General features: G+C 62.5%; 10 protein-coding genes. 5 read left to right on the forward strand and 5 right to left on the reverse strand.

The genetic code is table 11. The features are described from left to right. Positions 1-249: 249 nt before the first annotated feature. On the reverse strand, positions 250-1578 hold the full coding sequence (gene miaB, locus EC919_RS19905) for a tRNA (N6-isopentenyl adenosine(37)-C2)-methylthiotransferase MiaB (RefSeq protein WP_166650592.1): 1329 nt from the start codon (positions 1576-1578) through the stop codon (positions 250-252). 131 nt (positions 1579-1709) lie between these two features. On the opposite strand from miaB, the gene EC919_RS19910 reads away from it, so the two are divergent. Continuing rightward, the gene (locus EC919_RS19910; RefSeq protein ID WP_065988358.1) at positions 1710-2036 is read left to right on the forward strand and encodes a DUF1820 family protein; all 327 of its coding nucleotides are present in this window, start codon (positions 1710-1712) and stop codon (positions 2034-2036) included. A 6-nt stretch (positions 2037-2042) separates the two neighbouring features. Here the strand turns inward: EC919_RS19910 and EC919_RS19915 are convergent, their stop codons facing one another. From EC919_RS19915 to EC919_RS19930, 4 genes are all read right to left on the reverse strand, one after another. Next, positions 2043-2609, reverse strand: a complete 567-nt coding sequence (locus EC919_RS19915; RefSeq protein WP_074892697.1) for a tetratricopeptide repeat protein — start codon at positions 2607-2609, stop codon at positions 2043-2045. A 421-nt stretch (positions 2610-3030) separates the two neighbouring features. Next, a complete protein-coding gene (gene hemL / locus EC919_RS19920) occupies positions 3031-4314 on the reverse strand; it encodes a glutamate-1-semialdehyde 2,1-aminomutase (RefSeq protein WP_133776078.1) in 1284 nt (427 codons plus the stop codon). A gap of 57 nt (positions 4315-4371) precedes the next feature. Then, complete coding sequence (thiE, locus tag EC919_RS19925) at positions 4372-4998, reverse strand: thiamine phosphate synthase (protein WP_133776079.1); 627 nt, start codon at positions 4996-4998, stop codon at positions 4372-4374. A 23-nt stretch (positions 4999-5021) separates the two neighbouring features. Next, entirely contained in the window at positions 5022-5819 is a 798-nt protein-coding gene (locus tag EC919_RS19930) for a hydroxymethylpyrimidine/phosphomethylpyrimidine kinase (protein ID WP_133776080.1), read from the reverse strand. Positions 5820-6440: 621 nt separating this feature from the next. Between EC919_RS19930 and EC919_RS19935 the strand changes: the two genes are divergently transcribed. The 4 genes from EC919_RS19935 (at position 6441) to EC919_RS19950 (ending at position 12695) form a co-directional block, all read left to right on the forward strand. Further along, positions 6441-8396: a sensor histidine kinase gene (locus tag EC919_RS19935; RefSeq protein ID WP_133776081.1), complete on the forward strand. Its 1956-nt coding sequence runs from the start codon at positions 6441-6443 to the stop codon at positions 8394-8396. A 288-nt stretch (positions 8397-8684) separates the two neighbouring features. Further along, positions 8685-10334: an acyl-CoA dehydrogenase family protein gene (locus EC919_RS19940; RefSeq protein WP_133776158.1), complete on the forward strand. Its 1650-nt coding sequence runs from the start codon at positions 8685-8687 to the stop codon at positions 10332-10334. A 181-nt stretch (positions 10335-10515) separates the two neighbouring features. Continuing rightward, positions 10516-11979, forward strand: coding sequence for an AMP nucleosidase (gene amn / locus EC919_RS19945; RefSeq protein WP_074893296.1), 1464 nt, complete (start codon positions 10516-10518; stop codon positions 11977-11979). 83 nt (positions 11980-12062) lie between these two features. Beyond that, positions 12063-12695 carry a pseudouridine synthase gene (locus EC919_RS19950; protein ID WP_133776082.1) on the forward strand — a complete coding sequence of 211 codons (633 nt, stop codon included), beginning with the start codon at positions 12063-12065 and terminating at the stop codon, positions 12693-12695. The last annotated feature ends 164 nt before the right edge of the window (positions 12696-12859 follow it).

Genomic DNA, 12859 nt, shown 5'->3' on the forward strand with positions numbered 1-12859 from the left:
GCCCGACGGCAATGTGAAGTGACGTGAAGGATAACCCCTGCAGGCAGTGTCCGGAAGGGTTCGCTCACGAATGGATAAATGAGCTGCGCAGACGCCCGGCAGGACACGCTCTAACAGGCAGCCCGCCGGGCTCACGAGCTGAACCGCGCGCCGGTGCAGCCGACGTATGGCGGCTGTCCGGCACCTGATTTCACGCCCGGGCCTGCACAGAAAAAATCATGCGTGGCGATTACATTGGGGCGCTTTGGCTTATTGCAACAACGACCCGCGCAGCGAGTGGGGTTGGGCGCTGTCGATGTAGACGTCGGTGAACTGGCCGATCAGCCGAGGGTTGTCGCAGCGGAAATTGACGATCCGGTTGTTTTCGGTACGGCCCTGCAACTCGCCGGGGTCCTTCTTCGAATAATCGGTCACCAGAATGCGCTGCACCGTGCCGGCCATCTTGCGGCTGATGTCCAGGCCCTGACGGTTGATCAGATCCTGCAGCTGTTTCAGGCGTTCTTTCTTCACTTCTTCCGGCGTGTCGTCGGCCAGATCGGCGGCCGGTGTGCCGGGGCGCGCGCTGTAAACGAAGGAGTACGAGAAATCCATGCCGACGTCTTCCACCAGCTTCATGGTCTGCAGGTGATCCTTCTCGGTTTCGCCCGGGAAGCCGACGATGAAGTCGGAGCTGATGCAGATGTCCGGCACCGCCGCGCGCAGCTTGCGCAGGCGTGACTTGTATTCGAGCACGGTGTGATTGCGCTTCATGGCCGCGAGAATCCGGTCGGAACCAGATTGCACGGGCAAATGCAGATGCTTCACCAGTTCCGGCACTTCGGCGTGGGCCTGAATGAGGCTGTCGGAGAACTCCAGCGGGTGCGAGGTGGTGTAGCGAATGCGGTCGATGCCGTCGATGGCAGCGACGACGCGGATCAGTTCGGCCAGGTCAGCGAGGCGGCCGTCGTGGGTCGTGCCGCGATAGCCGTTGACGTTCTGGCCCAGCAGGGTCACTTCACGCACGCCGTTCTCGGCCAGATGAAGCACCTCGTTGATGACGTCGTCGAATGGCCGGCTGACTTCTTCGCCACGTGTGTAAGGCACCACGCAGAACGTGCAGTACTTGCTGCAGCCTTCCATCACCGACACATAAGCGCTCGGGCCATCGACACGGGGCTCGGGCAAGTGGTCGAATTTTTCGATTTCGGGGAACGAGACGTCGACCTGCGGCAGACGCGTGATGCGCGCCGCGTCGATCATTTCCGGCAGGCGGTGCAGGGTCTGCGGGCCGAACACCACGTCGACATACGGCGCGCGGTCGCGGATGGCCGCGCCTTCCTGACTCGCCACGCAGCCACCGACGGCAATGACCATTTCCGGATTTGCCAGCTTCAATTCGCGCCAGCGGCCAAGCTGGGAGTACACCCGATCCTGCGCCCGCTCGCGGATGGAGCAGGTGTTGAGCAGGATGACGTCAGCGTCTTCCGCCCGTGCGGTGACTTCCAGTGCTTGATGTTCGCCCAGCAGATCGACCATGCGCGAGCTGTCGTACTCGTTCATCTGGCAACCGTGGGTTTCGATGTAAAGCTTCTTGGCCATGCGGGGGTTCATCAGGTGATTCAAAGAACCGCGCATTATAGGGATGCGGGCCCCGGGTTCCTAGCGTCGTCTAACCAGCGGCATGCTATAGTTCGCGCCCTTTTCAAAACGCTGACCACTGCCTGCCTGTTATGACCAAACGCGAAGCTCCAATCTACAAGGTGATTTTTCTCAACCAGGGACAGGTGTTCGAGATGTACGCCAAACAGATCTATCAGAGCGATCTGTGGGGTTTTCTGGAAGTGGAAGAATTCGTCTTCGGCGAGCGCACCACCGTCGTGGTCGACCCCAGCGAAGAGAAGCTCAAGGCGCAGTTCGATGGCGTGGTGCGCAGCTTTGTGCCGATGCACTCGATTGTGCGGATCGATGAAGTCGAGCGGATGGGGACAGCGAAGATCACCGAAGCGCGTCACACCGGCAACGTCATGCCGTTTCCGATGCCGATGCCGGACAAATAGTCCAGGTCAGGGCTTGGCGCTGTCGTCAGGGAAGGGCGCAAACGGTGTGCGTCCTTCAGCCGTTTGCAGCTCCGCCAGGTATTTGCGGAAGATCTGCCCGAGCACCTGGGTGGCCACTTCCAGATCTTCGCGCTTCATTTGCGCGGACACTTCATCCGCTTGATCCAGCGCATCTTCCGAACCGTTGACCGCCGCCATCTTCAGCACGATATACGCCTGAATGTTATTGGCCTGCACCCCTTCGCCACGAAAGAACATCAAGCCCAGTTGGTACTGCGCCTGGGCATGCCCCTGCAACGAAGCTTTTTCAAAATAGTTGAGTGCCTGAGGCAAGTCACGTGGCGCACTTTTGCCCTCGTAATAGAACTCCCCCAACTCGTATTGCGCCTGCGCATCCCCATCCTGAGCCGCCTGCTGACAAGCGGACAACGCTGCTGGCAGGTTGTCTGGCTGGGTATTGAGGGTGCAACGACCCACCGCCGGGATCAACAACGAGTTGCCACCTGCATTAGCCAGCAGGGGATGAAGAAGCAACAGGCAGCCCAATGCAAGGGTGCGGCCGGTGCGATTCATGGAAGTCGACTTACCTCTGAAAAAGGTGCGGGCATGCCCGTCCAGCGAAACGTGCTGGCTGCGCATTATGAAATAAGCGAGGGCAACCTTACAAAGTCTTTACTGATTTTCTGCTGCGCGGGCTTGATTGGCCTGAATTCAGGGCGGTTCTCCGATGGCGAACAAACCTGTAGGAGCGCGCTTGCCCGCGATTGCGGTGGGTCAGTGCCGTAAAAATCGCTTGGCGCCTCGCGTTCGCCAGCAAGCCGGCTCCTACGGATTGATAGCGGGCGCAGCTCGCATTCTGCAGAGCCGGCTCGCTGGCGGACGCGGTGGGGTTGGCGGGCGCAGCTCTCGCTTTTGTAGGAGCCGGCTTGCTGGCGAACGCGGTTGAATTGGCCAGGTGATGGCCGGGCGGAATCCGTTCCGCCCGGTCTGCCCGTTATTTCAACTGAGCGAACGCCTTTTCTGCCGCATCCAGTGTCTGCTGCAACTCTGCGTCGCCGTGGGCGATCGAGGTGAAACCGGCTTCGAACGCGCTCGGCGCCAGGTACACGCCGCCTTCCAGCATCAGGTGGAAGAACTGCTTGAAGCGATTGGCGTCGCTGGTCATCACGTCCTGGAAGGTGACGATTTCTTTGGCGTCGCTGAAGTACAGGCCGAACATGCCGCCCGCCTGGGTGGTCACGAACGGGATGCCGGCGGCGTCGGCGCGCTGTTGCAGGCCTTCCAGCAGGCGCGCGGTGAACGCACTCAGTTCGTCGTGGAAACCCGGGCGGCTGATCAGGCGCAGGGTGGTCAGACCCGCCGCCATCGCCAGCGGGTTACCCGACAGCGTGCCGGCCTGATACACCGGGCCCAGGGGCGCAATGTGCGACATGATCTCGCGCTTGCCGCCGAAACAGCCGACCGGCATACCGCCGCCGATGATCTTGCCGAACGTGCTCAGGTCCGGCTTCACGCCGTAATAGGCCTGCGCCCCGCCGAGTGCGACGCGGAAACCGGTCATCACTTCGTCGAAAATCAGCACCACGCCGTGCTCGTCGCAGGCCTCGCGCAGGCCTTGCAGGAAACCCGGCGCAGGCGGCACGCAATTCATGTTGCCGGCCACCGGCTCGACGATGATGCACGCCACCTCCTGGCCGACGTCAGCCAGCATCGCCTTGACCGCGTCGATGTCGTTGAACGGCAGGGTCAGCGTGTGCTTGGCGAACGCCGCCGGTACGCCGGGCGAGCTCGGCACGCCCAGGGTCAACGCGCCCGAACCGGCTTTCACCAGCAGGCTGTCGGAGTGGCCGTGGTAGCAGCCTTCGAATTTGATAATGCTGTCCCGGCCGGTAAAACCGCGGGCCAGACGGATCGCGCTCATGGTCGCTTCGGTGCCGGAACTGACCATGCGCACCATTTCCATCGACGGTACGATCGAGCAGACCAGATCGGCCATCTCGGTTTCCATCGCCGTCGGCGCGCCGTACGACAGCCCGTGTTCAAGCTGTTTGCGCACGGCATCCAGCACGTCCGGGTGGCTGTGGCCCAGAATCATCGGCCCCCACGAGCCGACGTAATCGACGTAACGCTTGTCGTCTTCATCGGTAACGTAGGCGCCGACCGCGTGTTTGAAAAACAGCGGCGTGCCACCGACGCTTTTGAACGCACGGACTGGCGAATTGACACCGCCGGGGATGTGTTTCTGGGCATTGGCGAAGAGGGTTTCAGAACGGGACATGGTGAGGTCTCTGTTTGAATCGGGAATGAATGAGTGCGTAACCGGCCTGATTCAGGATCAGGCAGGCTTGAACAAATCGTTGAAAGCCCGGGCGCGGCGGGTGACTTCCTGAGTGGTTTCTGCGCCGAACAGGCCGTGCACGACGGCCAGCAGATCGGCGCCATGGGCCACCAGCGGCGCGGCGTTTTCCAGGGTAACGCCACCAATCACCGCGATGGGCAGATTGATGCGCTTGCGCGCCTGACTGAGCAGGTCGAGGCTGCAGGTCGGCGCGCCGGGTTTGGTCTGGGAATTGAAGAAGCGTCCGAAGGCGACATAGGTGGCGCCGTCGGCCTTGGCCTTGTCGGCCAGCTCCAGCTGGGCGTGGCAGGTCGCGCCGACAATGGCTTTGTGACCGAGCAGGGCGCGGGCGTCTGGCAGCGAGCCGTCGGATTGCCCCAGGTGCACGCCGACGCCCAGGCGCGCGGCCACTTCGGCGTCGTCGTTGATGATCAGGCGGGTCTTGTAGCGCTCGCACAGCTTGAGCAGCGCCGAGGCCTCGCGCAGGCGGCGGGTCTCGTCACCGGATTTATCGCGGTATTGCAGCAGGGTTACGCCGCCATCGAGGGCGGCTTCGACGTAAGACAGGAATTTGCCGGCCAACAGCTGGCTGTCGGTCACGGCATACAAGCCACGTAATCTCATCAAGGTGCCTCTTTTTCGTGGCGTTACGAGCAGAAATCCAGCGGCAGGCGACGCGGAACAAACTGTCCGCGGCCCAGCTGTTCGGCATCGCGCAGCGTGCGCCAAGTGTAGTCCAGCGCGATTTGCACAGCGCCGATCAGGTCCTGGCCGAGCGCCAGTCTTCCCGCCAGTGCGCTGGCCAGTGTGCAGCCGGAGCCGTGGTAGCTGCCCGGCAGACGCTGACAGGTAAAGGTGCGTGACTGCCCGCCGCGGATGTACAGGCGGTTGTGAACTTCGTGCTCATCGCCGTGACCGCCGGTGATCAACAGATGCTCACAGAACGGCAGCAGCTTTTCGGCACATTCATCGGCAGTGCCCTCGGGCAGCTCGGCGAGGATGCGCGCTTCCGGCAGGTTAGGCGTGGCGATGGTGGCCAGGGGCAGCAGGCGCTCGCGCATCGCGTAACCCACTTCGTCCTTGCCCAGCCGGCCGCCGCCACCGGCGCGCAACACCGGATCGCAGACCATCGGCAGATGCGGATGCGCCGCCAGCAGTTCGACGACGGTGTCGACCATTTCCAGCGAGCCCAACATGCCCAGCTTCACTGCCGCGACAGTGGAATCGTTGAGCACGGCATTGGCTTGCGCCAGCACCCACCCGCGATCCAGCACGCGAAAGTCAGTGACATTCACGGTGTCCTGAACGGTCAGGGCAGTGACGGCGGGAGCGGCGTGGCAACCCTGAGCAAGCAGGGCTTCGATATCTGCCTGCAAGCCGGCGCCGCCACTGGGGTCGTGACCGGAGAGACAGAGGACAACGGGGCGGGAGCTATAGATATTCATGGTGCGCGAGCTTACCACTAAAGTTTTTGCCGGTCCCACTGAGTGCGCCCCTGCCTTTAGTAGGACCGGCTTTAGCCGGGAAGGGGCCGGTGCAAACGCCATTAATTTTGCGGCACTGATCAGTCTGTACTGACCAGCCTGTAGGAGCCGGCTTGCTGGCGAACGCGGTGGACCTTTTCCTGCTATAGCGCCTGACACAACGCGTTCGCCAGCAAGCCGGCTCCTACGGTGAAATTGCGTAAATCCAGTGGGACCGGTTTCAGCAGGGAAGAGGCCAGTGCGTACGCCATCAATTTTGCAGCACTGACCCGTCTGTAGGAGCCGGCTTGCTGGCGAACGCGGTGGACCTTTCCCTGCTATAGCGCCTGACACAACGCGTTTGCCAGCAAGCCGGCTCCTACGGTGAAATCGGGGACATCCCGCGGCACCGGAGATTTAGATGGTGTCATCGAGCTATCAGTCGCTATCCTGTGGCGCTTTATCTGTTCCGCCAAAAGAGTGAATGCAAGTGCGTTGCCCGCTGACCCCTTCGACCGATACAGCGGTCGCACGCAGAATTGCGAAGCCGTTCCACGATTCCACGGCGGCTCGTGCCCGTCATCAGCGCCAAGGCGGTGTCCCATGCGTCTGGTGCTGATCGCCCTGTTCTGCCTGTTGCCGATGTTTGCCAACGCCGTCGATTTCGATGAGAAGACCCGCAGCCTGGCATTGGGGCGCGACACCCAAGTGTTCGAAGACCCCACCGGCGATGCGACCATCCAGCAAGTCTCGTCCCCCGAGGGCGCCGCACGCTTTCAACCGCTTGTTGGTCAGTCGCTCAACGCCGGGTACTCGCGCTCGGCGTTCTGGCTAAAGGTGCGTCTGACCTATCGTCCGGCCAACCCGCTGGCGTCCGCCGACTGGTTGCTGGAACTGGCCTATCCGCCGATGGACCATGTCGATCTCTACCTCGGCAACGGCGACGCGCGCCCCCGTCTGGCCTGGCAGACCGGCGACATGCTGCCGTTTGCCAGCCGGCAGATTAAGCAGAACAACTACGTATTCGATCTGGACCTGAACGCCCACGAGACCAAAACCGTTTACCTGCGCGTCGCCAGCCACGGTTCGGTGCAGGCGCCGCTCAATCTGTGGGCCAGTCACGCCTATATAGAAGAGCAGCCATCGCGCCTCTACATCCTCGGCATGATTTACGGCGTGCTGGCGGTGATGCTGGTCTACAACCTGTTTATCTACCTGAGCGTGCGAGACACCGCGTACCTGCATTACATCCTCTACATCACCTGCTTCGGCCTGTATCAGGTGTCGGTCAACGGCGCGGCGATTGAGTATTTCTGGCCCGACAACCCGTGGTGGGCCAACACCTCGACCACCTTCCTTATCGCCGCCGCGATCCTGTTCGCCAGCCAGTTCACCCGCAAATTCCTGCAGACGCCCAGCCTGGGTCGCTGGCTGGACGTGCCGCTGTTGGTGATGATGGTTTGTGCGGCGGTGATCATGGCCCTCGCGTTGAGCATGGATTACGGCGTTGCGCTGCGCCTGGTGACCGGGCTGGTATTGCTGTTCACGCCGGTCGTGCTGCTCATCGGGCTGGCGGCGTGGCTCAAGGGGCGGCGGGTCGCGCGGTACTTCATCATTGGCTGGTCGGCGTTTCTGATCGGCGGGGTGGTCAACGCGACCATGCTCCTCGGGCATCTGCCCAACAACTTCTGGACCATGTACGCCAGCCAGATCGGTTCGGTGATCGAGGTGGCGTTACTGTCGCTGGCGCTGGCCGACCGCATCAACGCAATGCGCGAGCGAGAGGCGCAGATCATGGCCGAATCGCAGCAGGGGCTTGAAACCCTTAACCAGCAGTTGGCCGTGAGCAACCGATTGAAAGATGAGTTTCTCGCCACGCTGACCCATGAACTACGCACGCCCATGAACGGCGTGATCGGTTCGCTGGAGTTGATGCAGATGGACGTGGCCGAGAGCGAGATCGAGCTGTATCGCCAGACCGCCGCCGACTCGGCGCAAAACATGATGGGCATCGTCAACGGCATCCTCACGCTGACCGAGCTGCAAGCCGGACGCATCACCGTGCGCAACGAGCCGTTCAGCCTGCGGCATGTGCTGTTTCAGCTTCGCAGTGGCTTCGAGCCGCAGGCCCGCAGCAAGGCGCTGGCGCTAAGTGTGGAGCTGGACGAGGCATTGCCGGACAGCCTCGAAGGCGATGGCGTGAAATTGCGCCAGTGCCTGGAGTGCCTGCTGGACAACGCGATCAAGTTCACCAAAACCGGTTCGATCAGAGTCCGCGTCAACGGCCAGCGCTCAGACGCCGAGCACGTGCGTCTGGTGGTCGACGTCATCGACACCGGCATCGGCTTCAGCCGGCTGGATGAGGAGACGCTGTACGCCAACTTCTTCCAGGTGGACGGCTCGACGACACGGGAGTACGGCGGGCTGGGCATCGGCCTGGCGATTTGCCGACAGTTGATTGAATTGCAGGGCGGGCGCCTCAGCCATCAGTCCGAACCGGGCAATGGCAGCCAGTTCCGCTTGAGCCTGGATGTGCAGATCGCGACGCAATCGGTGTAGGAGCGTGGCTTGTCCCGCGATCGGCCGGGAACCGGTCGTCGAATCGGTGCATGCGGTGGATCAGGGAGAAATCGATGCCAGGTGTGCTGCCGCTCCGCGCCAGATCGCGGGACAAGCCACGCTCCTACAGTTGATCTGCATCCATTCCGAGATCGTGCGCCGACAAGGCAAAACCGCCGTGATTTCGTCTTCTATGGCGCTGTCGCCGGGGCGGGGTGCGTGATTCACTAGGTCAGCTGCACGACCGCCGCGTGCTGCCCGGACCGGAGTCGCCTCATGGACCAGCGCATCAACCTGCATCAGTTCGCCGAGACCCACGAAGTCACCAATCAGCCGCCTTCCCTGGACGGCACCAACCTGTATCGCATCGACCTGCCGCTGCAAGAGTGGTCGCAGCGTTTCGGCGCGGGTTGGGCACGGGACCGAATCGACGCCTATGGCGCGCTGGCCGGTGGCCCGTTGATGGAAGCGGGTTTCCTCGCCAACCAGAACAAGCCGGTGTTCGCCAGCCATGATCGCTACGGCCATCGCATCGACCTGGTGGAGTTTCATCCCGCGTATCACCAACTGATGCAAACCGCGGTCGAGCACGGCATCCCGTCGCTGCCATGGACCGATCCCCGGGAAGGCGCCCACGTCGCCCGCGCGGCGATGAGCTATTTACACACCCAGGCCGAAGCGGGCAGCGGTTGTCCGCTGACCATGACCTTCGCCAGCGTTCCCGCTCTGCGCCTGCAACCGGATCTGGCCGAGACCTGGCTGCCGAAAATCCTCGCCACTTACTACGACCCGCGCAACGTCGGCATCGCCCACAAGGCCGGCGCCACCATCGGCATGGCCATGACCGAGAAACAGGGCGGCACCGACGTGCGCGCCAACACTACGCGGGCCTATCCGGTCGGCCAGCCCGGGCCCGGTCAGGCCTATGAACTGGTTGGGCACAAATGGTTTTGTTCGGCGCCCATGTGCGACGCGTTTCTCACCCTGGCGCAGACCGACAAAGGCCTGACCTGTTTCCTGCTGCCGCGCCATCGCCCGGACGACACCCGCAACGAGTTCTACATACAGCGGCTGAAGAACAAACTGGGCAACTGGTCCAACGCGTCCAGCGAGGTGGAATTTCGCGGCGCCCTGGCCTGGATGGTAGGCGAGGAGGGGCGCGGCGTGCCGACCATCATCGAAATGGTGGCGATGACCCGATTCGACTGCATGACCGGGTCCAGCGCGCTGATGCGTCAGGCTTTGACCCAGGCCGCGCACCATTGCGCCCACCGTAGCGTCGCCGGTCGCTTGCTCAGCGAACAGCCGCTCATGCAAAACGTGCTCGCCGATCTGGCGCTGGAAAGTGAAGCGGCCCTCGCATTGACCCTGCGCATGGGACGCTCGCTGGAGCGTCTGGATGACGGCCACGAAGCCCGTTTCGCAAGGCTGGTGACGGCTGTGGGCAAATACTGGATCTGCAAGCGCGCGCCGGCAATGATCAACGAAGCCGCAGAATGCATGGGCGGCGCAGGGTACGTGGAGGACACCATTCTGCCGCGACTTTACCGTGAGGCACCGGTCAATTCGACGTGGGAAGGTTCCGGCAACGTGCAGTGCCTGGACGTCCTGCGTGCATTGTCCAAAGAGCCCGGCGTGCTGGATGCATTGTTTGACGAGCTTGGGGATGGTCATGGCGACAAGCGTCTGGCCGCGCATATTCATGGCTTGAAGGAGGCTTTTCAGGACACCGGCGACATCCAGTACCGCGCCCGGCAACTGACCGAAGACATCGCCGTCGCGCTGCAGGCAAAACTGCTGCTGGAAGCAGGCAATTCGGTGGTCAGCGACGGGTTTATCGCCGGACGCCTGGAAAGGCCGGGGCGGGTCTACGGCGCCCTGCCGCGCGGGGTGGATGTTCAGGCGTTGGTCGCGCGGTCATCGCCGCAAATCGAATGATCTGTGTGTGCGCTGCCTGCGAATGGGGTGTGTCAGGCACACATTCGGTGAATGCCACATTTTTTGCGGGCAAGCGCGCCCACACACGGGATATCCGGAGCAGGCCTCTCTGACACAACTCGTGCCTTCGTCATCTGTTGCAGGCAAGATAGGCGATTGCAAGATCAGAAGGATATGCATCGTGACCGAAGCTTTCATTGTCGTAGAAACTGCCGAACAAGCCGTGGACCGGCTCGCTGAGCTCCACGCACGAGCAACCACCGCCTTGAGCCAGGCGCTCAAGCGCTACCTCAAAGACCGCGTTGAACCGGATGCCGCCGAGCGTCTGACGTTCCGCTACCCCGAATTGCGCCTGACCTACCACTGCCAGGGCGAAGTGCCGCTGACCACACGCGCCTACGCCAAGGTTCAGTTGCCGGGCACCTACAGCGTCACCGTCACCCACCCGGCGGCGTTCCGCAAATATCTGCTCGAACAGCTCGTGCCGTTGATGAACGACTTCACCGTGACGGTGGAAGTGGGCGTCAGCGAACAGAACATCCCGTATCCCTACGTGGTCGAGCAGGGCGATGAGCTGGCCGGTACCGGCGTCACTGCTGCGACCCTGGCCCGCGTCTTCCCGAGCACCGATTTGTCGGCCGCCACCGATGGCATCGCCGACGGTCTCTACGACTGGGCCAATACCGATCCGCTGCCGCTCGCATTGTTCGACGCCGCCCGGGTGGACTTCTCGCTGCGTCGTCTGGTGCATTACACCGGCAGCGACTGGCGCCATGTTCAGCCGTGGATCCTGCTGACCAACTACCACCGCTACGTCGACCAGTTCATCGTGCATGGCCTGGAAAAACTGCGCGACGACCCGCGCTTCGTGAAAATGGTTCTGCCGGGCAACGTCGTCGTCGACAAGAGCATGGATTACGGCGAGGCCCAGGCCATCGTCTCCGGCGTGGTCTGGCACCGTTACCAGATGCCGGCGTACCACCTGATTGCCGAAGACGGCCATGGCGTGACATTGGTCAACATCGGTGTCGGCCCGTCCAACGCCAAGAACATCACCGACCACCTCGCCGTCCTGCGTCCTCATTGCTGGCTGATGATCGGGCACTGCGGCGGCCTGCGTCAGTCGCAGACCATCGGCGACTACGTGCTCGCCCACGCCTACATGCGTCGCGACGGTATTCTGGACCGCGTGTTGCCGCCGAACATCCCGATCCCGGCACTGGCCGAGGTGCAAATGGCGTTGCAGGAATCTGCGGCCCAAGTCACCGGCGAACGCGGTGACGATCTGAAGAAGCGTCTGCGCACTGGCACGGTCCTGACCTACGATGATCGCAACTGGGAACTGCGCTGGGCCCAGGAGCGGCCGCTGATCAACCTTTCCCGCGCCGTGGCGGTGGACATGGAAAGCGGCACGATTGCGGCCCAGGGTTATCGCCTGCGGGTGCCTTACGGGACCTTGCTCTGCGTGTCGGACAAACCGCTGCACAGCGAGATCAAGCTGCCGGGCTCGGCCAACGCGTTTTATGAGCGTGCGGTCACCCAGCACTTGAAGATCGGCATTGCCGCGCTGGACCTGATGCGCACGCAGCTCAACTCGCTGCATTCGCGCAAACTGCGCAGCTTCGACGAGCCGCCGTTCCGATAAGGCTCCGTTAAGGCGCTAGGCGTTCAACGAAAGGGCCACTAAAGTGGCCCTTTCTGTTTCCGTCATTTTTTTACCGGTTTCCCATGCCCCGCAATCAACGTCCTGATCCCCGCCGTCCTTCGCTTGATCGCACGGGCGCGCCCCGGCGTGTCGCCAAAGCACCGCCCGCCGAACCTCGGTTGGTTCTGTTCAACAAACCCTTCGACGTGCTGACCCAGTTCAGTGATGGCGAAGGCCGGGCGACGCTCAAGGATTTCATCGACATCCCCGGCATCTACCCGGCCGGTCGCCTGGACCGTGACAGCGAAGGCTTGCTGCTGCTGACCAACGACGGCCAGTTGCAGGCGCGCATCGCCGACCCCAAACACAAACTGGCAAAAACCTATTGGGTGCAGGTGGAAGGCGAGCCCACCGAAGAGCAACTGCAGAAGCTGCGTGACGGCGTCGAGCTGAACGACGGCCCGACCTTGCCCGCACAAGCGCGGCAGCTGGACGAACCGGAGCTGTGGCCGCGCAACCCCCCTGTGCGGTTTCGCAAAAGCGTGCCGACCCGTTGGCTGGAGCTGGTGATCAAGGAGGGCCGCAACCGCCAGGTGCGCAGGATGACTGCGGCGGTCGGGCTGCCGACGTTGCGACTGGTCCGCGTGCGGATTGGCGACTGGAGCCTTGAAGGGCTTGATCAAGGGCAATGGCGGGAAGTGCCGGCGAAGCTTTGATTGGAGAACTGCGGCAAGACACTCATCTGAATGCCGCGTGAATTCCCTGTAGGAGCGCGCTTGCCCGCGAAGGCGCCGGTACATTCGCTAAATCCTCAGCGGCAGGAACGCCGTCTTCGCGGGCAAGGTGGATCGCCACCCCGGTCGCTCCTGCAAAAACCTGT

It is taken from the genome of Pseudomonas graminis, from assembly GCF_004364335.1.
Taxonomy (GTDB): domain Bacteria; phylum Pseudomonadota; class Gammaproteobacteria; order Pseudomonadales; family Pseudomonadaceae; genus Aquipseudomonas; species Aquipseudomonas graminis_D.